At 73.4% G+C, this 20,755-nt stretch carries 13 protein-coding genes and 1 pseudogene; 4 read left to right on the top strand and 10 right to left on the bottom strand.

The genetic code is table 11. The features are described from left to right. Positions 1 to 112: 112 nt before the first annotated feature. From FQY79_RS10605 to FQY79_RS10580, 6 genes are all read right to left on the bottom strand, one after another. On the bottom strand, positions 113 to 1,285 hold the full coding sequence (locus FQY79_RS10605; RefSeq protein ID WP_246123098.1) for a CaiB/BaiF CoA transferase family protein: 1,173 nt from the start codon (positions 1,283 to 1,285) through the stop codon (positions 113 to 115). A 130-nt stretch (positions 1,286 to 1,415) separates the two neighbouring features. Next, positions 1,416 to 3,311 carry a beta-L-arabinofuranosidase domain-containing protein gene (locus FQY79_RS10600; RefSeq protein WP_246123092.1) on the bottom strand — a complete coding sequence of 632 codons (1,896 nt, stop codon included), beginning with the start codon at positions 3,309 to 3,311 and terminating at the stop codon, positions 1,416 to 1,418. Then, positions 3,304 to 5,505 (bottom strand): formylglycine-generating enzyme family protein, encoded by a 2,202-nt coding sequence (locus FQY79_RS10595; RefSeq protein WP_146312892.1) that lies wholly within the window; start codon positions 5,503 to 5,505, stop codon positions 3,304 to 3,306. The genes FQY79_RS10600 and FQY79_RS10595 overlap by 8 nt, the downstream gene beginning before the upstream one ends. A 177-nt stretch (positions 5,506 to 5,682) precedes the next feature. Beyond that, the gene (locus FQY79_RS10590; protein WP_146312891.1) at positions 5,683 to 6,606 is read right to left on the bottom strand and encodes a ribokinase; all 924 of its coding nucleotides are present in this window, start codon (positions 6,604 to 6,606) and stop codon (positions 5,683 to 5,685) included. Then, positions 6,603 to 7,817: a serine hydrolase domain-containing protein gene (locus tag FQY79_RS10585; protein ID WP_146312890.1), complete on the bottom strand. Its 1,215-nt coding sequence runs from the start codon at positions 7,815 to 7,817 to the stop codon at positions 6,603 to 6,605. The genes FQY79_RS10590 and FQY79_RS10585 overlap by 4 nt, the downstream gene beginning before the upstream one ends. 141 nt (positions 7,818 to 7,958) lie before the next feature. After that, the gene (locus FQY79_RS10580) at positions 7,959 to 10,115 is read right to left on the bottom strand and encodes a TonB-dependent receptor (protein WP_146312889.1); all 2,157 of its coding nucleotides are present in this window, start codon (positions 10,113 to 10,115) and stop codon (positions 7,959 to 7,961) included. A gap of 222 nt (positions 10,116 to 10,337) precedes the next feature. Here FQY79_RS10580 and FQY79_RS10575 point away from each other — a divergent pair, with 222 nt between their 5' ends. Then, the gene (locus FQY79_RS10575; protein WP_146312888.1) at positions 10,338 to 12,023 is read left to right on the top strand and encodes an alkaline phosphatase; all 1,686 of its coding nucleotides are present in this window, start codon (positions 10,338 to 10,340) and stop codon (positions 12,021 to 12,023) included. A 13-nt stretch (positions 12,024 to 12,036) separates the two neighbouring features. Here the strand turns inward: FQY79_RS10575 and FQY79_RS10570 are convergent, their stop codons facing one another. The 3 genes from FQY79_RS10570 to FQY79_RS10560 all read right to left on the bottom strand — a co-directional run bounded on the left by FQY79_RS10570 (position 12,037) and on the right by FQY79_RS10560 (position 16,280). Continuing rightward, entirely contained in the window at positions 12,037 to 12,912 is an 876-nt protein-coding gene (locus tag FQY79_RS10570) for a LysR family transcriptional regulator (protein WP_146312887.1), read from the bottom strand. Between the two features lie 96 nt (positions 12,913 to 13,008). Continuing rightward, a complete protein-coding gene (locus FQY79_RS10565) occupies positions 13,009 to 15,363 on the bottom strand; it encodes a sodium:solute symporter family protein (protein ID WP_246123091.1) in 2,355 nt (784 codons plus the stop codon). A gap of 41 nt (positions 15,364 to 15,404) precedes the next feature. Beyond that, positions 15,405 to 16,280: an HpcH/HpaI aldolase/citrate lyase family protein gene (locus FQY79_RS10560; protein ID WP_246123090.1), complete on the bottom strand. Its 876-nt coding sequence runs from the start codon at positions 16,278 to 16,280 to the stop codon at positions 15,405 to 15,407. A 216-nt stretch (positions 16,281 to 16,496) separates the two neighbouring features. On the opposite strand from FQY79_RS10560, the pseudogene FQY79_RS10555 reads away from it, so the two are divergent. Both FQY79_RS10555 and FQY79_RS10550 read left to right on the top strand, forming a co-directional pair. Then, positions 16,497 to 17,042, top strand: a pseudogene (locus FQY79_RS10555) (mechanosensitive ion channel domain-containing protein); the annotation flags it as partial. Between the two features lie 205 nt (positions 17,043 to 17,247). Next, positions 17,248 to 18,543: an amidohydrolase gene (locus FQY79_RS10550; protein WP_146312885.1), complete on the top strand. Its 1,296-nt coding sequence runs from the start codon at positions 17,248 to 17,250 to the stop codon at positions 18,541 to 18,543. 3 nt (positions 18,544 to 18,546) lie between these two features. On the opposite strand, the gene FQY79_RS10545 is transcribed toward FQY79_RS10550, so the two are convergent. Next, the gene (locus FQY79_RS10545; RefSeq protein ID WP_146312884.1) at positions 18,547 to 19,332 is read right to left on the bottom strand and encodes a TSUP family transporter; all 786 of its coding nucleotides are present in this window, start codon (positions 19,330 to 19,332) and stop codon (positions 18,547 to 18,549) included. 100 nt (positions 19,333 to 19,432) lie between these two features. Here FQY79_RS10545 and FQY79_RS10540 point away from each other — a divergent pair, with 100 nt between their 5' ends. Further along, on the top strand, positions 19,433 to 20,752 hold the full coding sequence (locus tag FQY79_RS10540; RefSeq protein ID WP_146312883.1) for an amidohydrolase: 1,320 nt from the start codon (positions 19,433 to 19,435) through the stop codon (positions 20,750 to 20,752). The last annotated feature ends 3 nt before the right edge of the window (positions 20,753 to 20,755 follow it).

Genomic DNA, 20,755 nt, shown 5'->3' with positions numbered 1-20,755 from the left:
TGCGGTGGCGGGACGGGAACCGGGATGATAGCGCCAGCCGCCGGCGAACGCCGGCCGCGCCGGCGCCGCCGCGCACGAGGGACGCGGGCGGCCCGCGCCGCGGCGTGCAGGCTCAGGCCGCGGGGTCGGGATCGTCGCCGGCGGTCGCCGCCAGCACCTCGCCGGTGTGCTGGCCCAGGGTCGGCGCGGCGAAGGGCTCGGGGCCCGGGGTGCGGCCGAAGCGGATCGGCCAGGCCACGCCGCGGTAGCTGCCGAGCACCGGGTGCGGCAGCTCGGCGATCAGGCCCTCGGCCAGGACCTGCGGGTGGTCGAACATGTCCTCGACCTGGCGCGCGGCCGCGCACGGCACCTCGTCGCCGAAGATCTGCTCCCACTCCAGCGCGGTGTGCGCCTGCAGCGCCTGGCGCAGCCGCGGCACGATCTCGTCGGCGTGGCTGGCGCGCTTGCGCACCGTGTCCAGGCGCGGATCGTCGGCGAGCTCGGCCAGCCCGGTCTTCTCGCACAGCGCGCGCCAGAAGCGCGGCGTGTTGGCCGACAGGTACAGGTAGCCCTCGCGGGTGGGATGGATCCCGGTCACCCCGCCCGAGCGCATGTCGCGGCTGATGTCGTGGCCCTCGCCCCGGGCCCAGATCATGCGCGCCGACTGCATGGTCAACGCCGCGCGCAGCAGCGACACGCCCACGTACTGGCCCTGGCCGCTGCGCTCGCGCTCGTACAGCGCCGAGGCCACGCCGGCGGCAAGCAGGGCCGCCGCGTAGTAGTCGACCACCGATCCGTAGATCAGCTCCGGCGGCCCGCCGCGCTTGCCCTGCATGGCGCACATGCCGGTCATGGTCTGCAGCACCTGGTCGTAGCCGGCCTTGTCCTTCATCGGCCCGGTCTCGCCGTAGCCGGTGACGGCGCAGTAGACCAGCCGCGGATGCAGGGCCGAGAGGGTCTCGTAGCCGATGCCCAGCCGCTCGGGCACGCCCGGGCGGAAGTTGTGCACCAGCACGTCGGCCTCGCGCAGCATGCGGTAGAGCACCGCGCGTTCGTCCTCGCGCTTGAGGTCCAGCACCACGCCCCGCTTGCTGCGGTTCACGCCGAGGAAGGCACGGCTCTCGGCCTCCAGGGTGGACGGGTAGTTGCGCAGGTTGTCGCCGCCGGGGGGTTCGACCTTGATCACGTCCGCGCCCTGGTCGGCCAGCAGCGTGCAGCCGTAGGGGCCGGCGATGTAGGCACTGAGGTCGAGCACGCGGACGCCGCTGAGCGGGCCCGCGTCGCCGCGGCGGTCTTGGGGGAACACAGGGCTCAATGGGGCCTCCGGCGGTTCGTCCATGGTCGGGGGTCTGGCAAGTCTCGCCCACGGCCCGGCGCCGGGACAGCGCCGGCGCCTATCTTCAACGCACAGGGAAACTTGCTTGCAGGGCGCGTGTTCACATCGCCCCGCAATCGTCGTGCGCGCGGCCGTCGGGCGACGGCGCCAGGTGCAGCCAGGTCAGCCGCCAGCAGCGGTCGCGGCGGCCGCCGGCGGCGTACCAGGGCTCGAAGTCGAGCGGCGCACGGCCCTCGCAGTGCAGGCGCAGCACCGGGGCCGCGCCCTCGCCCGCAGGCGGCAGTTCCTCGATCCGCAGCGTCGCGTCGTCGCCGGGCAGGCGCACGGTCTCGCGCGGCTTGAAGCCGTCGATCAGTCCGGTGGCGTAGGCCAGCGGGCCGCGGCTGAGCGCGAGCCAGGCGTTGTGCAGCACCTGCTGGCGCACCGGCGAGCCGTCGGGCGCGCGCGATTCCTGCACGTTGCGGTGCACCCGGCGGTGCACGCGGGGACGCATCGGCAGCTCGAGCACCACCGCGTCGCCCGGCGCCCACTCGCGCTCGATGTCGGCGTAGGCGCCGGCCGCCACCGGCGCCGGGGCGCCGCCGGCGACCGCCAGGGTCGCGCCGTCGGCCCAGGCCGGCACCCGCACCCGCAGGCGGAAGCGCGCCGGCGCGTCGGGTTCGACCTCGATGCGCACGCTGCCGGCGAACGGGTAGCCGGTGCGCTGGCGCAGCAGCGCCTGGCCGCCGCCGGGCAGCGGCAACCGCGCCTGGCCGGGGCCGAGCAGGTTGGCGACCACGCCGCGCTCGTCGTGCGCCCAGGCCACCGCCGGCAGCTCCTCGAGCGCCATCGCGCCGCTGGACTTGCAGCAGCGCCAGTAGTTGGTGTGGATGCGGCGGCCGTTGGCGAACGAGTAGTAGACCCAGTCCTCCCCGTTCGGCGCCTGCGCGCCGAGCAGGTCGTTGTAGGCGCTGCGCTCGATCTCCTCGGCGTGGCGCACGTCGCCGGTGATCGCCAGCAGCTCGCGGTTGAGCTGGATCCACGCCAGCACCGAGCAGGTCTCGATGTAGGCCTCGGGATCGAACACGCCGGCCGGGTTGAACACCTCGCGCGAACGGTGGCCGATGCCGCCGAACGGACCGCCGCCCAGGCTCAGGTGGTGGTCGCGGATCGCCTGCCACTGCAGGTCGAGCGCCCGGCGCAGGTCCTCGCGGCCGGTGGCGCGGTACAGCCGCGCCAGCCCGACCAGGTTCCAGCACAGCTGGTAGGCCTTGCCGGTGGCGATCTCCGACGGGTCGGCGCCGGCCAGCGCGCGGTCGAGCAGGGCCAGGCGCGGCTGCGCGTTGGCCTGCTCGAGGATGCGTTCGGCCAGTTCCAGGTAGCGTGGTTCGCCGGTCTCCAGGTACAGCGCGGCGGCGGGGTCGAGCAGCACCGTGGCCGACATGCCGTGGTGGTTGCCGACGCTGGTGATGTCCAGGCCCTGTTCGCAGAACACCCGCCAGCACAGGTCGGCGATGCGGCGCGCGCCGTCGAGGTGGCGGATCTGCCCGAAGCAGCGGTGCACCTCCATCAGCCCCAGCAGCAGGTAGGCATGGGTCCAGATGTCCCAGGTGCGCAGCGCCGGCTCGCCGTTCCAGCTCTCGGGCCTGGGCGGCTGCGGCACCATGAACCGGCGCGCCGGCGCATAGGTGCCCAGGTAGCCGTCGGCCGCCTGCACCTGCAGCAGGTGGTCGGCCACCGCCAGCACGCGCCCGCGCAGGTCCGCGTCGTCGCTGCGCGCGGCGGCCTTGGCCGCGGCCGCCAGCCACTTGCCGGCGTGCTCGCCGTACCAGTCGCCTTCCTCGTTGTGCTCGCGGTGGGCGGGGTCGAATATCGCGATCGCCGGGCTGTCCGGCCCGGTGATGAACGTGGACAGCCGGCCGCGCCGGTTGGCCTCCAGCGCCTCGCCGAGCAGTCCGTCCAGGCGCACCTGGCCCGGCCGGGCCAGGGCCTGCGCGCAACCGGTCCGCTCAGCCACGGGGCGGCTCCGCGTCCACCACGCAGCGGAAGCCCACCGTGCCCGAGCGGTCCTTGCACGGGGCCATCAGCAGGTACTTTCCGTGCTGGTCCAGGCGGTAGGCCTGGGGGAAGTACCAGTGCGAAGTCTGCGGCCGGTAGTTGCTGCCGCCGCGCAGGATCGCGGCGCGGGTGTGTTCGTCGACGAACTCGTCGGTCCACTGCCAGACGTGGCCCACCAGGTCCTCGACGCCGAACGGCGAAGCGCCCTGCGGATGCCGGCCGACCTCGTCGGGCGGCAGCAGGCGGCGGCCGCGGTTGACCTTCGGCACGCGGCTCTCGTCCCACTCGTTGCCCCACGGGTACAGGCGCCCGTCGGTGCCCTGCGCGGCGTACTGCCATTCCCATTCGCGCGGCAGGCGCTTGCCGGCCCAGGCCGCGTAGGCGCGCGCGTCCTCCAGCGACACCCAGGTGACGGGCCGGTTCTCCCAGCCCGGGCGCGGCGCGCCGTCCACCCAGTGGCGCAGGAAGTTGGCCGCGTCGCGCGGCCGGTAGCCGCTGTCCTGGAGGAAGCGCTGGAACTGCGCGTTGGTGACCGGGTGCCTGTCGATGTGGAACGCCGGCAGCGTCATGCGCCGCAAGTGGTGGCGCCGCGGGCTGTTCTCCCACGGGTACTGTACGTCCACCCCGGCCCAGTTGAAGCCCTCGATCTCGATCCCGCCGACCTTGAACAGGAACTCGCCGGCCGGGATGGTGACCATGCCCTCGGGCGCCTCGGCGCACGGCCGGGTGGGGGCGACGTCGACGATCGTCTGCGGCAGCGGCCGCCAGGCCGCGGAGTGCGCGTTCAGCGGGGTGGCGGCCATCGCCGCGATCCGGGCCAGGAACGCATCCAGGCCCGGCTCCTCCACGCCCGGGGCCAGCGCCAGCACCGCGCCGAAGCCGCGCGCCTCCATCGGCAGTTCGATCAGCGCGCGGCCCTCGACCACCCGCGGCTGCAGCTCGCGCCCGTGCCACACGTCGTAGTAGCGCGTGCCGTCCACGTGCTCGACCGAGAACTGCTCGCCGTCGATGTCGTACTCGTTGCGGTTGGCCATCGTCCACAGCACCCGGCCCTCGCCGGGGAAGCGGCTGATGAACACGTTGCGCTGGGCGCTGATCTGGTAGGGCTCCCAGTCCATGCTCACCACCAGCGACGGGAACTGCCGGTAGATGGTGGCGATGCGGCGCAGCGCCTCGGCGTTGCGCGGGGTGAACTGGTTCCAGATGCCCCAGATGTTCTCCCAGGCGTTGTAGCCGATGCCGTTGAGGAAGCAGTACTGCAGGTCGTGGGTGCGGTCGCGGCCCCAGCGGTTCTCGTAGTTGACCATGTGGCGCGGCTCGAGCCACTTCCACTTGGACACCGGCGGCACCGGGCCGTCGGGCGCCTTCTTGCCCCAGCTCTGCACGTTCCAGATCAGCTGTTCCTCGGCGCTGATCGTGGACTCGGGCTGCACCACCACCGGGTGGCCGATCCGGTCGCAGGCGTCGAAGAACGCGCGCGGCACGCCGTTGAAGGTGTCGCCGTTGATGCCGTCGGCGCCGACCGCCTTGACGATCTCGGCCAGCCCTTCCCAGTGGGTGCAGCCGGGGTCGCGGGTGCCGTGGTCCCAGGGCTTGGCCGGCAGGAACACCCGCACGCCGCGGCGGTGGAACGCCTCGACGGCCTGCTTCAGGCCTTCCAGGCCGCCGGGCAGGTCGTGGGCGAGGTCGAACTGGTTGCGGTCGTCGATGCCGATGTTCGGGTAGATGTACCAGATCAGCACCGAGTCCAGGCCGCCGAAGCGCTCCTCGAGGTCGTCGAGGTAGCGGTCGACGGTGTACTGGCCGGTCTCGACGTCGTAGAAATAGCGGTCCTCGACCAGCATCTGGGCGTGGACGAAGTTGCGCTGCGCCCACTGCAGCTCGGGGCGGCGGTAGTTGGCGTCGTCGTAGCCGATGCGCACCAGGTGCTCGCGGCGCCAGTCGCGCAGCTCGGCCAGCCAGTCGGCCGAGCTCTCGTTGGCGTCGATCATCCAGTGGCCGATGTCGGCGAACGGCCACTGCGGCGCCTTGCCCGGAGTGGGCAGGTAGCGGCCGGTGGTGACGTGGGAGAACTTGTACTCGGTGCGCACCGGGGCCGGACCGTAGTCGGCGGTCGCGGGGTCGTGGTCGGGGATGTCGTAGCGTGAAGTCATGGACTTGGGCATCGTAGGGGAATGCGGACCGGGCCGCAGGCATCGCGCCGCTCGCGGCGCGCTCGTCGTGTCGCGGCGCACGCCACGCGCGCGCGCCGCCCGGCGCTCAGCCGGGAACCAGGCCGGCCCGCGGCAGCGGGCCGCGGTCGCGCCGGCCTGGGGCCATGGCGAGGGCGCTCACCGCGCGCCCCCACGGCCGGGCGCGGGCGCGCCGTCGAGCAATGCGAGCACCGACGCGCGGTCGGGAATGCTCGCCTGCGCGCCGGCGACCGTGCAGGCCAGGGCCGAAGCGGCGCTGGCCTCGCGCATCGCCTGCGCCAGCGCGTCGCCGCGTGCGAGCGCGGCCACCAGGGCGCCGCAGAACGTGTCGCCGGCGGCGGTGGTATCGACCACCTCGACCGCGAACGCGGGCTGGCGCAGGATCGCGTCGCCGTCGCGCGCCACGCAGCCCTCGCCGCCGAGGGTCACGATCGCGCGCGGCACCGGCAGCCGGCGCAGCGCCGCCTCCAGGTCGCCGGCATCGCCGGCGAGCATCGCCAGCTCGCCCTCGTTGACCACCAGCAGGTCCACCGCCTCCAGCAGCGCCGGCGGCAGCGCCTGCGCGGGCGCCGCGTTGAGCACCACGGCCACCCCGGCCGCGCGCGCGCGCGCGGCCCAGGCGGTCACGCTGTCGAGCGACGTTTCCAGCTGCAGCAGCAGGTGGCTGACGCCATCGAGCGGCGGCAGGTCGTCCGGGCGCAGCCGTTCGTTGGCCCCGGGCGCGACCACGATCGCGTTTTCGCCGGAATCGGCGATGCAGATGAAGGCCACCCCGCTGGCGTCCTCCACCGGCTTCTCCACCAGCTCGACCCCGGCCTCGCGCAGCGACCGGCGCAGGCGTTCGCCCTGGGCATCGGCGCCCAGTGCCACCAGCATCGTGGTCGGCGCGCCGCCGGCGCGCGCGCAGGCCACCGCCTGGTTGGCGCCCTTGCCGCCGGGGAAGGTCTGCAGGCCACCGCCGAGCACGGTTTCGCCCGGTGCCGGCACGCGCGGCGCGCGCACCACGAAATCGAGGTTGGCCGACCCGGCCACCAACACCCGGGGGGACGCGTTCGTGCTCATCGCGCCAGCACCTGCTGCACGTGGTTGTAGAAAGGCAGCGCGACCCGCGGCAGATCGTGGCCGCCGTCGCGGGGCCGGTGCTGCAGCAGCAGCAGGCCGATGCCGCCGGCGGCGGGGTCGATGACGAAGTAGGTGGACGAGGCGCCGGTCCAGCCCACCTGTCCCGGCGCGCCGTCTCGGCCGATCGCCGCCGGGTCGAGCAGGACCGAGAGTCCGAGCCCGAAGCCACGGCCGCGCCCGGCCTCGATCCAGGGATGGGCCAGGCCCATCGGCGCCAGCTGGTCGCGGAACATCGCGTCCACCAGCCCGGCCGGCACCAGCTGCCGTTCGCCGTGGCGGCCGCGCGCCAGCAGCATGCGCGCGAAGGCGAGGTAGTCGCGGGCGGTGGAGTACAGCCCGCCCGCGGCACTGGCATACGGCCGCAGCGGCATGCCCGGCACGTGGCCGGCCGGCAGCGCGGCCGGCACCAGCCGGCCCTGGGCATCGACCTCGCTCGGCTCCACCAGGCGGTGGCGCTGGTCCGGCGGCACCGAGAAGCCGGTGTCGCGCATGCCCAGCGGTTCGAAGAAGGCCTGCTGCAGGTAGGCCTCGAGCGGACGTCCGCTCCAGACCTCCACCAGCCGGCCCAGCACGTCGGTGGCCAGGCCGTCGTAGACGAAGCGCGTCCCGGGGTCGCGCTCGAGCGGCACGCGCGCGGCGCGCGCCACCAGGTCGGCCAGGTCGGCGCTGTCCTCCAGGCGCTGCGCCTCGCGCAGGCGCAGGGGCCCGGGTTCAAGCACCGCGAACCCGGCGGTGTGGGTGAGCAGGTGGCGCACGGTGACCGGCCGCGCCGGCGGCCGCAGCCGCCCGTCCTCCAGCACCTGCAGCCCGTCCAGTTCGGGCAGGTGCCTGGCGACCGGATCGTCGAGCGCGCCGTGGCCTTCGCCGACCAGTCGCAGCACCGCGGCCGAGACGATCGGCTTGGTCATCGAGCGGATGCGGTAGATCGCGTCCGCGCGCAGCGGCCGGGTGCGGGCCACGTCGGCGTGCCCCGCGGCCACGTCCACCAACACTTCGTCGGCGGTCGCCACCAGCAGCCGCGCGCCGGGGTAGCCGGCGTCGAGCACGGCCGCCTGCACCCAGGCGTCCGGCGCGGGCGGGGTCGCGGCCGCGACGGACATGGCGGCCGGCCACGCCACGAGCAACAGCAGGAGACGAAGCAGTGTCAGCACGATCGCATGCAAAAGGCAGGAGCCGCACCGCTGCTCGAGGGGAGGGCGAAGCGATGCGGTGCGGCCCCGCCGGGGAGAGGGCCGCCGGGCACGGGGCCCGGCGGGTGCGCGGCGGGGAGAGGACCGCCGCGCCGGGGACGATCAGAACGTGATCGTGTGCGTCAGCGAGTACATGCGCCCGCGGCCGGCCATCCAGTCGCGGTTGCTGGTGCTCGACTCGGAACCGAACAGGATGTACTGCCTGTCAAGCAGGTTCTCGATGCCGAGCGCCAGGCGCCCGTAGCGGCCGGTGTCGTAGCCCACGGTCAGGTCCAGCAGCATGCGCCCGGAGGTGTGCTCGCCGGTGTTGAGAGTGCGCCCGCGGTAGGTGGTGGACGAGAGCACCGCTTCGGCCCTGGGCGCGAAGCCCCACTGCACGTTCAGGCCGAACTTGTCGGGGCTGATGTCGCCGGCGCCCATGTGCTTGGTCAGCGGGCCGCCCGCGGTCCACCAGGTGCGGCCGAGGATGCGCGAATACATCGCGTTGACCTTCAGCGCGTTGCTGAAAGCGTAGCTGCCGAGCAGCTCGATGCCGTCGATCTCGACCGGGCCGCGGTTCATCACGAAGTCGCCGGTGACCGGATCGGTGCTCAGCGACACGCCGAACTCGGAGAAGCTGCGGTAGAGCGACATCCCCGCGACCAGGCGGTCGCCGCGGTAGTTGAAGCCGATCTCCTTGTTCTCGACGATGATCGCCTGCAGGTCGAGGATGCCGTCGACGCTCTGCCCCGGGGTGTTGATGTTGCGCAGCGGGATGCCGACGTTCGGCAGGCTGAAGCCCTCGCTGTACGAGGCGTAGGCCGACAGCTGGTCGGTGAACCGCCACACCAGGCCGAAGTTCGGCAGGGTGGCGCGGTAGTCGAGGGTGCCGCCGTCCACGTACACGCGGTTGTTGTAGTAGGTGGTGGTGTAGCCGTCGACCGACAGCTCGCCGCGCTCGCGGCGCACGCCCGCGCTCAGGGTCAGCTTGTCGCGGTCGTAGGACATCTGCACGTAGGGCGCGGTGCTGTTGTACTCCATCGGCGGCACCCACACGCGCCGGGTCAGCGCCAGGCGCTGGTCGGTGGTGTCCTCGACGCGGTCGACGCCGCCGCGCACCTCCAGGCCCTCGATGCCGAACGCATCGGGCCGGGCGTAGGACGCGCGCACGCCGCGCTTGGCCGAGTTGACCTCGGACTGGTCCCAGAGCTCGCCGATCGGGGCGATCTCCGGATCCTGGCGGTCGCTGCCGTTCTCGGCCGGGTAACGCATGGCCTGGTCGGCGCGGTAGGCGTCGAGCAGCAGGCTGCCGCCGAACAGGTCGTCGTGGCGGTACTGCAGGTGGATCTGGTCGAAGTCGTTGAACTCCGGGCGGGCGCCGAGCGGGGTGCCGCGCACCACGGTGTTGGTGATGTTGTTGGCGCGGTCGCCGTCCACGCCGGTGTAGTTGCCCTTGCCCTCGAGGTGGAAGCGGGCGACGGTGGCCTGCAGCCGCTGCAGGTTGTCCTCGCCGAAGTTCAGGCCGAGCTTCAGGAACAGGTTGTTGGCCTCGGAGTCGTTGATCGTGCCCGAGCCGCGCATGCCGATCGCGCGCCCGTTGCCGTCGTAGGCCATGCCGCGGTCGACGAACGAGGCCGACACCAGCACGTCGTAGTCGTCCTCGCCGTGGCCGAAGGTCATGCCGACCTTCCAGCCGTCGCTGTCGTCGTAGCCCTGGGTGGTCCAGCGCGTGGTCAGCGTGGCTTCGGTGCCGCGCACCGGGCGCTTGGAGATGTAGTTGATGATGCCGCCCGCGGCGCCGATGCCCTCGGCGGCCGACGGGCCGTTGATGACCTCGATGCGGTCGACGATGCCCAGGTCGGTGAAGCTGCCGGCGCGGTTGGTCTCGCGCAGCGGCGAGGTCTGCGGTACGCCGTCGAACAGGCGCAGCGCGATGCGGCCGCGCAGCGTCTCGCCCGAGTTGGTCAGGGCCTGGGTCGATTCGGAGTAACCCGGGAGCATCCGCGACAGCACCGCGGTGGCGTCCTCGGTCAGGGTGAGCGAGTTGGTGATCTCCTGCTTGGTGATCACGCTCACCGCGCCGGGGATGCGGTCGGCCGCGCGTGGCAGGCGCGAACCGGTGACGATCACGTGGTCCAGGGTCGTCGCGTCCTCGGCGGCCTGCGTGGACGCGTCGTTGGTCGCCTCGTCGTTCTCGGCGGTGGCGGCCGCCGCGTGTGCGGACTGGTACGTGCCGAGGGCAAGAGCCGCCGCGACAGCGAGGGAAAGCGGTTTGACCATGAGGTGCTCCGGTGGGTTCGGGATTGCGGGGCCGCGGGCCCCGTGAGGAACGTGTGAAAAGGATGTTAGGTGGGCGCGGGCGCGCCACGGGGCGCGAAACACTACGTTCAATCGACAGTTTTTGTTGTCTTTGATGTCAGGCAATCTTTGCGGCGATGCAGCAACACTGGACGGCGGCGCGCGCGCTGCCGCCGCCGGCCGACCCGTCCCCAGGAGTGCCCGATGAACCTTCGCCTGCGCGCGGCCTGCGTCGCGTTCCTGGCCGCCACGCTCGCGGCCTGCGCCGCCCGCCCGGTCCCCGCGGCGGCGCCGGCGGCAGCGCCGCCGCCGGTCGCCGGCGGCGCGGTTCCGGCACCCGAACCCGAGAGTGCGGCGTGGTGGTATCGCAACGGTGCGTTGCACGCGCACCGGCTTGGCGCGGGCGCGGGCACCGCGCGCAACGTGATCGTGTTCCTCGGCGACGGCATGGGCCCGACCACGGTCGCCGCCGCGCGGATCCTCGACGGGCAGCGTCGCGGCCTCAAGGGCGAGGAGCACCTGCTGGCCTGGGAGGACTTCCCCTACACCGCGTTCAGCAAGACCTACAACACCGACCACCAGACCCCCGACTCGGCCGGCACCATGACCGCGATCGCCACCGGGGTGAAGACCCACATGGGGGCGATCGGCGTGGCCGCCGGACGGGTGGACGACTGCGCCGGCAGCCAGTCGCGCCGGCTGCTGTCGTGGCTGCGGCTGGCGGCGAGCGCCGGCATGGCCACCGGCATCGTGACCACCTCCCGCCTGAGCCACGCCACGCCCGCGGCCACGTACGCGCATTCGCCCAACCGCGAGTGGGAGGGCGACGGCGACATGCCGGCCGAGGCGATCGCGGCCGGCTGCCGCGACATCGCCCAGCAATTGCTCGATTTCGCCCCCGGGCGCGGGCCGCGCGTGGCCCTGGGGGGCGGCCTGGGCCGCTTCCTGCCCGCCGGCGACGGGGCCGGCGCGACGCCGGGACAGCGGCGCGACGGCCGCGACCTGACCCGCGAGTGGCTCGCGCGCAACCCGGGCGGGGTGGTGGTGCGCAACACCGCGCAGCTGCGCGCGGCCGCCGGCGCCGAAGCGATCCTGGGCCTGTTCGCGAGCGGGCACCTGCCCTACCACCACGACCGCGACCGCGGCGACCAGGGCACCCCGGACCTGGCCGAGATGACGCGGCTGGCGATCGAGCGGCTCGCGCGCGAGCCCGGCGGCTACGTGCTGCTGGTCGAAAGCGCGCGCATCGACCACGCCCACCACGCCGGCAACGCCTACCGCGCGCTGGACGAGACCATCGCCCTGTCGCGCGCGGTGGAGGCGGCGCTGGAGGCGACCTCGGCCCGGGACACGCTGATCGTGGTCACCGCCGACCACTCGCACACGCTCAGCTTCGCCGGCTACCCCGCGCGCGGGAACCCGATCCTGGGCACGGTGCGCGGACGGCTCTCGGCGGCCGGCCACGAGGATGCCCAGATGCTCGACAAGCTCGGCCTGCCCTACACCACCCTGAGCTACGCCAACGGCGCCGGCTACGTGGGCGAGAGCGCCACCCAGCCGGCCGGCCCCAAGCGCCTGCCGCACACGCCCGGCCGCTATGCGCCGGCCACCGGGCGGCCGGACCTGCGCGGCGTGGACACCACCCACCCCGACTACCTGCAGGAGGCGCTGGTGCCGCTGCACGACGAGACCCACGGCGGCGAGGACGTGGGCGTCTGGGCGCGGGGCCCGGGCAGCGCCGCGTTCCGCGGCACCCTGGAGCAGAACGTGCTCTACCACCTGATCGTGCAAGCCACCCCGCGGCTGCGCGAACGCCTGTGCGCCGCCGGCACCTGCGACGCCGACGGAGTGCCGGTGCACCTGCCCGACCCGGCCGACTTCCGCGACTGAACGCCGCGCCGCCTCAGCGCGCGGCGCACACCTGCAGGCACTCCTCGCGCAGCGCAGCCACCGCGCGCGCGCGTACGCTGCTGTTCGACCACACCAGGCCGATCCTGCGCGTCTCGCTGGCCTCGGGCAGGCGCAGCCAGGCCAGGCGCAGGCCCTCGGGCCAGGGCGGCAGCCAGTCCGGCACCAGCGACACCCCCAGGCCGCGGTCGACCATCACCGCGATCGAGTTGAGCGCATTGAGCTCGAAGCGCTCGCGCGGCACGATCCCCACCCGGCGCAGATATTCGTCGGCCAGGCGCCCGCCCCACTGGTGGCGGTCGTAGCGGATCAGCGGCTCGCTGGCCAGCACCTCGTGCGGGTCGCGGTGGGCGAACTTCTCCGGCACCAGCACCACCAGCGGCTCCTCACGCAGCAGCTCCCAGCGGCACACCTTGGGCAGCTCGAACGGGGCCTGCAGCACCAGCGCGGCGTCGAGCTCGCCGCGCTCGACGTCGGCGTACAGCTCGGCCGAGTGCCCGGGCTTGATGAACACGTTGATCTGCGGCAGCCGCGCGACCATCCGCGCCAGCACGTCCGGGAGCATGCCCACCAGCACCGTGGGGCAGGCGCCCAGCCGCAGCTCGCCGGCCACCGAGCAGTCGTTGGCGATGCTGCGCAGGTCGGAGACGTCGCGCAGCACCGCGCGCACCCGGTCGAGGATCCGCGCGCCCTCCTCGGTGACCGTCACCGTGCGCCCGGCGCGGGTGACCAGCGGCACCCCCAGTTCGCGCTCCAGGGTACGGATCTGCTGCGCCACCGCGGCCGGGGTGATGTTGAGGAAACGCGCCGCCGCGGCCATCGAGCCGCGGTCGACCACGTTGACGAAGGTGTAGAGAAACTGCGTGTCCAACTGGTACGACCCGTTCCGGCAACCTGCGCACGTGCCGGTCGTGCCCCGCCATGATGACATCGCGGGGGCCGGGCCGCAGCCGGCCGGGCGGGCCGGTCAGCGCGCGGGGGTGTGGATCGTCAGCCCCGCCAGCGAACGCGAGGGCGGCGGGAAGAACAGGCTGGCCACGTAGCCGATCACGATGCACAGCGCGATCGAGATCGCCAGGTAGAAGTACGGATGCACCAGGTCCATCCACCAGCAGGCCAGGGTGATGACGATCGAACCGGCCACCCCGATCGCCACCCCGGGCGAGTTGGCGCGGCGGGTGAACATGCCCAGGGTGTAGGCGCCGGCGAACCCGCCGCCGAGCAGGCCGGCCAGCTCGATCGAGACGTCGAACAGCGACTGGATGTCGTAGCGGCTCATCAGCAGCGCGATCGCGATCCCGACCACGCCCACCATCACCCCGGACCATTCGGCGATGCGCACCGCGGTCTTCTCGTCCGGCGACCTGGCCAGCTTCTGGTAGAAATCCACCGAAACCAGGGTGCCGACCGAGTTGATGATGCTCGACAGCGTGGACATGGCCGCGGCGAAGATGCCGGCGATGATCAGCCCGGTGACGCCCACCGGCAGCTCGGCAGCGATGAACAGCGGGAAGGTGGCGTCCACCGGCAGCAGCGGGTTGAGCCGCTCGGGGTTGTCCCGGTAGTACATCCACAGCGCGGTGCCGATGCCGTAGAACACGAACCCGCCCGGGATCATGATCGCGGCGAAGGCCCAGATCGAGCGGCCCGCGGCCTTGTCGTCGGTGGTCGACAGCGCGCGCTGCATCAGCACCTGGTCCTTGGGGAAGGTCAGCACCACGTCGAACACGACCAGGAACACGAAGCCCCAGACGGTGGCCTTGGTCAGGTCGAAGCTGAAGTCCAGCAGCCGGGTCTTGTCCTCGGCCGCGGCCGCGGCCATCAGCTGCGGCAGCTCGGCGCCGGACTGCCAGAACACGAAGCCGACCGCGAACAGCGCGCCGCCGAACATCACCAGCACCTGGACCACGTCGGTCCAGATCACCGCGCGCGAGCCGCCCACGGTGGCGTAGATGATGGTGAACACGCCCATCATCAGGATCGACCAGACCACGTCCAGGCCGGTGATGGTGGAGATCGCCAGCGCCGGCAGGAACAGGATCACGCTCATCCGCGCGCCGATCTGCATCACGATGCACAGCGCGCTCGAGAGCATGCGGATGGCCGGGTGGAAACGCGTCTCCAGGTAGGAGAACACGCTCATCAGGTCCAGCCGCCGCAGCAGCGGCACGATCCACACCGCCACGAACACCAGCCCGATGACCGCCATCAGGTTGTTGGTCATGTACTGCCAGTTGGTGTCGAACGCCTTGGCCGGGATGGCGATGAAGCTGATCGAACTGGTGTTGGTGGCGTACAGGCTGATGCCCGCCGCCCAGAACGGGATGCTGCGGCCGCCGACGAAGTAGTCGGAGGCGCTCGCGGTCTGGTCGCGCAGGTAGAACCAGAAGCCCATGCCCAGCACCGCGGCCATGTACAGCGCGATCACCAGCCAGTCGGCCACGCCCAGCAGGTGCTTGCCGGTTTCCAGCCGCACCTCGCGCAGGCCGCCACCGGGCGCGGCCCAGAGCACGCCGTTGCCGCGCGCCAGGCCGGTCGCGCCGGCCGGCGTGGCGCCGGGCCAGTCCGACCAGGCGTCGGTGATGACGTGGTACAGGCGCGGCCGTTCGCCGTCGCCGGCGTCCAGCAGCCACAGCAGGTGCGCCTGGCCCACCGCCACGACCTGGCCACGGACCACCGGTGCCGGGAGCGCGGCGCGGGCGGCCCAGCCATCGTCGGCGGTCCAGCGCCACAGCGCGCCGTCCCCGGTCGCCAGGTACAGCGCCAGGCGCTGCGCGGCGAGCGCCGCCGGCGCGGCGTCGCCGGGCCAGCCGTCGTGCGCGCGCCAGGGCGCGGTGCCAGCCGGGTCCAGCGACCACAGCCGGGCCCGGCCGTCGGCCGCCAGGCCGGCGACGTACAGCCGCCCGCCGAGCACGGCCGCCCGCGGCGCCTGCAGCGCCTCGGGCAGCGCCGGCAGCGCCTGCGCCTGCAGCCGGTCGCCCGACCAGGACACCTGTTCGATCCGCTCCAGGCGCCGGCCCTGGCCCAGCAGGCGGTAGTCGCGCGCACCCAGGCGGGCGGTGTCCAGCACCTGCAGGCCGGCGGCCGCCGGGTCCTGCGCCGGGCGCCACCGGTCGCCGTCGGGGTCCAGCGCCCAGAGGGCATCGCCGGCCTCGACCACTGCCCGCTCCGCGACCAGGCGCAGCGAGGCCGGATCGCTGCCCGGCGGCAACGGGGCGCGCCCGGTGTCGCTGGTCAGCACCACGCCCTCGGCCTGTTCGGCGTGGGCGGCCGGCGCCAGGGCCAGGGCCAGGGCCAGGCTGAGCAGGAGCAGCCAGGCCACGATCCCCCGGCGGCGCGGCCGGGACGCCGGTCGCGTCCTGCTCACGATGCCGGGGTATCCGCCGCGCCCGGCGCGCCGGCCTGCGCGAGCAGGCGTTCGGCGCGGCGCAGGTAGGGGGGATCGACCATGCGGCCGTCCACCGCGAACGCGGCCAGCGACTGCGCGCGGGCCTCGGCGGCCGCGGCCACCACCCGCCGCGCCCAGTCCAGGGCCTCGGGGTCGGGGGTGAACACCGCGTGCGCCCATTCCACCTGCCGCGGGTGGATGCAGCTCTTGCCGATGAAGCCCAGGCCCTGGGCGATCCGCGCCTCGCGCTCGAACCCGGCCGGGTCGCGGAAGTCGGGATGGGCGCCATCGCAGGCGAACACGCCGGCCTCGGCGGCGGCCAGCGCCAGGCGGAACATCACCGCGTGCAGGTTGGCCGGGTCGTCGCGGCGGATGCCCTGCGGTTCGAACAGGTCGCCCAGGCCGAGCTGGAGGCCGGCCACGCACGGGTGCGCGGCGGCGATCTCGGCGGCGTGGCGCAGCCCGCGCGGGGTTTCGATGTTGACCAGCAGGCGCGGCATGGCGGCGCCGGGTGCGCGTGCGACCGCGCTTTCGACGTGCGCGACCACCTCGCGCACCTGCGCGGCCGATTCGAGCTTGGGCACGTTGAGCAGGCCGGGGCGGGCGGGCACGATCGCAGCCAGGTCGGCGGCGAAGTGCGCGCTGCCGGGGGCGTTGATGCGCACGATCGCCAGCGGGCCGGCGTCCGGGCGCGAGGCGAGGAACGCGGCCACGTCGGCGCGGGCGCGCGCCTTGCGCTCCTGGGCCACCGAATCCTCCAGGTCGAAGGACACCGCGTCGGCGCCGCTGGACCAGGCCTTGGCGAACAGGTCCGGACGGGCGCCGGGTACGAACAGCTTGCTGCGCATCATGCCTCCCGCAATCGGGCCAGTGTGCGTGATCCCCCCCGCGATCAAAGGCGGCGTGGCGATGTTCAGAAGATAATTTTGCTTGTGTTTGCGCTTGCCCGCCCGCGCCGGGCTGGTGCAAGCTGGCGCCGCTTCGACCCGGCCCTCCGCCCGGGCGTGGACCTCCATGAGCGCGCATTCCCAGCGAGGCGAGCACCGCCGCGGCCCGAGGTGGGTGGCATGGCGCTGAGCCGGCTGCTGCCGCCGTCGCTGCAGGAGTGGCTGGGCGGGATCACCGTGCTGTTGCAGGTGGTCGTGGTGGCGCTCGGGGCCTTGCTGCTGCGCTGGCTGCTGCTGCATCTGGTCCGGCGCCTGGCCGGGCGCTACGACCTGCCGGCGCAGATCGTGATCGTCGCCCGGCGCACGCTGAGCTTCGTGGTGAGTTTCGCGGCGCTGCTGCTGGTGCTGCGCGCGCTGGGGGTCTCGGGCGGGGTGCTGTGGGGGGCGTTCACCGGGTTCGCGACGGTGGCGGCGGTCGCGTTCTTCGCGCTGTGGAGCGTGCTGACCAACGTGTTCTGCGCGCTGCTGATCCTGGTGACGCGGCCGTTCCGGCTGCTCGACCACATCGAGCTGGTGGACAGTGGCGACAAGCCGGGCCTGCGCGGGCGGGTGGTGGACATGAACCTGGTCTACGTGACCCTGGCCGAGACCCACGCGGGGGGCGGGGAGAGCCTGCTGCGGGTGCCCAACAGCCTGTTCTTCCAGCGCGCCACCCGGCGCTGGCGCGGCGAGCCGCCACCCACGCCGCTCCCGGAGCCGTCGGGCGATGGCGACGGCGGCGGGGCGCGGCTGCCCATCGGAGGCGGCGGCGGTTCGGCGGCGAGCAACTTTCCCTAGCGGGCGCGCTGCCGCCGCGGGGGCGTGGCCTCGGACGCGGCGCCCCGGCCTCCCGGGTCGCATACGATGCGGGATCCGTCCGGAGGAGTCCGCCATGCGTCGTCCCGCCATCGCCCTGCTCGCGCTCGCCCTGCTGCCGGTTCCCGGCCTGGCCGACGGCTTGCCGGATCTCGATGCGGCCGCGCGCGGGGTGCAGGCGCAAGTCGTGGAGTGGCGTCGCGACCTGCACCGGCATCCGGAACTGGGCAACCGGGAGACGCGCACCGCGCAGGTCGTCGCCGACCACCTGCGCGCGCTGGGGCTGGAGCCACGCACCAGGATCGGCCCGACCGGGGTGGTGGCGGTGCTCAAGGGCGGCCGGCCGGGACCGCGCATCGCCCTGCGCGCCGACATGGACGCGCTGCCGGTCACCGAGGCCACCGGCCTGCCGTATGCCTCGACCGTGCGCGGCGAATACCGCGGGCAGCCGGTCGGGGTGATGCACGCCTGCGGCCACGACATGCACGTGGCGATCCTGATGGGCGTGGCGCAGGCCCTGGCCGGCATGCGCGAGGAACTGCCGGGCGAGGTGATGTTCATCTTCCAGCCCGCCGAGGAAGGGCCGCCGGTGGCCGGCGAGGTGGCCGGCGCGCAGCGCATGCTGGACGAAGGGATCTGGGACGACTTCCGGCCCGACGCGGTGCTGGGCCTGCACGTGTGGTCGCGGCTGCACGCCGGCCAGCTGGGCGTGCGCAGCGGCCCGTTCATGGCCAGCGCCGACGAGTGGACCCTGACCATCAGCGGCCGCCAGACCCACGGCTCGCAGCCCTGGGCGGGGGTCGATCCGCTCACGGTGGCGGCGCAGGTGCTGCTGGGCACGCAGGCGATCATCGCCCGCCAGGTCGACATCACCGCGCATCCGGTGGTGCTCACCGCCGGCCAGATCCAGGGCGGCACGCGCTTCAACATCATCCCCGACCAGGCCACGATGGTCGGCACCCTGCGCACCTTCGACCCGCAGGTGCGCGAGGACGTGATCGAACGTTTCCGCGCCACCGCCACCCACTTCGCCGCGGCCAGCGGCGCGACCGCGCAGCTCGAGGTCGCCGGCAACGCACCGTCGACCCGCAACGATCCGGCCCTGTTCGAGCGCCTGCGCCCCTCGCTGGCGAAGGCCGCCGGCGCCGGCAACGTGGTCGAGGTGCCGCGCTACACCATCGCCGAGGACTTCTCGGTGTTCGCCAACGAGGTGCCGGGCTTCTACTTCTTCGTCGGCACCACGCCGCGCGGCACGCCGCTGGAGGAGGCCCCGATGAACCACTCGCCGCTGTACGCGCCGGACGAATCGGCGCTCGCGCTCGGCGTGCGCGCGCTGCTGCAGGCGACCGTGGATTTCCTCGAGGGCGGCTGAGGCCTACCCGCCCGCCCACTGGCGCAGCGGATGCGCCGGGTCGGCGAGCAGGCGCAGCGCCAGCGCGATCGACACCACCACCAGCAGCGGCCGGATCACCCGCGCGCCGCGGCGCATCGCGAAGCGCGCCCCCAGCCGCGCGCCGATCCACTGGCCCGCGCCCATCACCAGGCCGACCTTCCACAACACCGCGCCGGCGGCCACGAACACCAGCAGCGCGCCGACGTTGGAGCCGAAGTTGAGGAACTTGGTGTGGGCGGTGGCCTTGAGGATGCCGAAGCCGGCCAGGCTGACGAAGCCCAGCATCAGGAACGAGCCGGTGCCGGGGCCGAACACGCCGTCGTAGAAGCCGATCGCCGGCACGAACAGCAGCCCGAACAGCAGCGGGCTGATCCGGCGGTGGCGTTCGAGTTCGCCCACGTCGCGCTTGACGCCGAAGTACAGCGCGATCGCCACCAGCAGCAGTGGCAGCACCGCGCGCAGCCAGTCGGTGGGCATCGCGGTGGCCAGCAGCGCGCCGCCCACCGCCCCGAGCGCCGCGCCCAGCGCCATCGGCCATTGCCCGCGCAGGTCGACGTGGCCGGCGCGGGCGTAGCTCCAGCTGGCCGCGCCCGAACCGAACACCGCCTGCAGCTTGTTGGTGCCCAGCACCTGCAGCGGCGGGATCCCGGCCAGCAGCATCGCCGGGATCGTGACCATGCCGCCGCCGCCGGCGATCGCGTCGATGAAGCCGGCCAGCAGCGCGGCCAGGAACAGCCACGCCAGCAGCTGCAGGGCAAGTTCGTGCATCGGGAGAGGGTGTGGGGGGCGCAAGGCGCGCGGGAGTCGCGGAGTCTACGCATCGTGCGGTCGGTTAGCATCCCGGGACGTCCTTGTCCGGAGACCGCCGATGCATCCGCGCCTGCTGCCGACCGCCCTCGCCTGCCTGATCGCCGCCTGCCTGCCGTCGGCCGCCGCCGCGCAGCAGCGCCCGGAAGTGGCGCAGGCGGCGCAGGCGCTGCAGGCCAGGGTGGTGGAATGGCGCCGCGACATCCACCAGCACCCGGAGCTGGGCAACCGCGAGACGCGCACCGCCGCGCTGGTCGCCGCGCACCTGCGATCGCTCGGGCTCGAGCCCAGGACCGGCATCGCCACCACCGGCGTCACCGCGGTGCTCAAGGGCGGGCGGCCCGGCCCCCGGATCGCGCTGCGCGCCGACATGGACGCGCTGCCGGTCACCGAGCGCGTGGACCTGCCGTTCGCCTCCAAGGCCACCGCCACCTTCCGCGGCCAGACCGTGGGCGTGATGCACGCCTGCGGCCACGACGCGCACGTGGCGATCCTGATGGGGGTGGCCGAGGCGCTGGCGGCGATGCGGGACGAGCTTCCGGGCGAGGTGCTCTTCATCTTCCAGCCGGCGGAGGAAGGCGCGCCGGAAGGCGAAGTGGGCGGCGCGCAGGAGATGCTGGCCCAGGGCGTATTCGACGGCTTCCGGCCCGACGCCGTGTTCGGGCTGCACGTGAGCTCCGGCTACAACGTCGGCCGCATCGCGGTGCGCCCGGGCCCGCTGATGGCCGCGTCCGACGCGTTCGAGATCACGGTCAAGGGCCGGCAGACGCACGGCTCGCGGCCGTGGAACGGCGTCGATCCGGTCGTCGCCGCCGCCGACCTGGTGTCGACCGCGCAGACCATCGTCAGCCGCCGCACCGACATCACCCGGCTGCCGGCAGTGGTGACCTTCGGCGCGGTCAAGGGCGGCATCCGCCACAACATCATCCCCGACCAGGTGGAGCTGATCGGCACCATCCGCACCTTCGACGACGGCATGCGCGAGGCGGTCTTCGCCGACCTGCGCAACGTCGCCGAACACGTGGCCGCCGCGCACGGGGCGACGGTGGAAGCGCGGATCCCGATCGACCACAACTACCCGGTGACCGTGAACGACCCGGCGCTGGCGGCGCGGATGCGACCCAGCCTCGCGCAGGCGGTCGGCGAGGGCAACGTCCTCGACCCGGGCCTGATCACCGGCGCGGAGGACTTCTCGTTCTTCGCCCGCGAGGTGCCCGGTCTGTTCTTCTTCGTCGGTGCCACCCCGCGCGGCGTCGACCCGGCCACCGCGCCGAGCAACCATTCGCCGGAGTTCTTCCTCGACGAGGAAGCGCTGGACGTGGGCCTGCGGGCGATGCTGCAGGTGTCGCTGGACTACCTGCATGGGGCGACCGGCGGCTGAGCA

The sequence above is a fragment of the Luteimonas wenzhouensis genome (genome assembly GCF_007859305.1).
GTDB lineage: Bacteria > Pseudomonadota > Gammaproteobacteria > Xanthomonadales > Xanthomonadaceae > Luteimonas > Luteimonas wenzhouensis.
The sequence above is the reverse complement of the archived record's forward strand: the minus strand, read 5'-3'. Positions and strand labels throughout refer to the sequence as shown.

What these genes read in the sequence shown, in the direction of transcription:
- FQY79_RS10540 (WP_146312883.1), top strand. Translation starts at nt 19,433, where the DNA reads ATGCATCCGCGCCTGCTGCCGACCGCCCTCGCCTGCCTGATCGCCGCC.
- FQY79_RS10590 (WP_146312891.1), bottom strand. Translation starts at nt 6,606, where the DNA reads ATGAGCACGAACGCGTCCCCCCGGGTGTTGGTGGCCGGGTCGGCCAAC.
- FQY79_RS10550 (WP_146312885.1), top strand. Translation starts at nt 17,248, where the DNA reads ATGCGTCGTCCCGCCATCGCCCTGCTCGCGCTCGCCCTGCTGCCGGTT.
- FQY79_RS10545 (WP_146312884.1), bottom strand. Translation starts at nt 19,332, where the DNA reads ATGCACGAACTTGCCCTGCAGCTGCTGGCGTGGCTGTTCCTGGCCGCG.
- FQY79_RS10580 (WP_146312889.1), bottom strand. Translation starts at nt 10,115, where the DNA reads ATGGTCAAACCGCTTTCCCTCGCTGTCGCGGCGGCTCTTGCCCTCGGC.
- FQY79_RS10595 (WP_146312892.1), bottom strand. Translation starts at nt 5,505, where the DNA reads ATGACTTCACGCTACGACATCCCCGACCACGACCCCGCGACCGCCGAC.
- FQY79_RS10560 (WP_246123090.1), bottom strand. Translation starts at nt 16,280, where the DNA reads ATGATGCGCAGCAAGCTGTTCGTACCCGGCGCCCGTCCGGACCTGTTC.
- FQY79_RS10575 (WP_146312888.1), top strand. Translation starts at nt 10,338, where the DNA reads ATGAACCTTCGCCTGCGCGCGGCCTGCGTCGCGTTCCTGGCCGCCACG.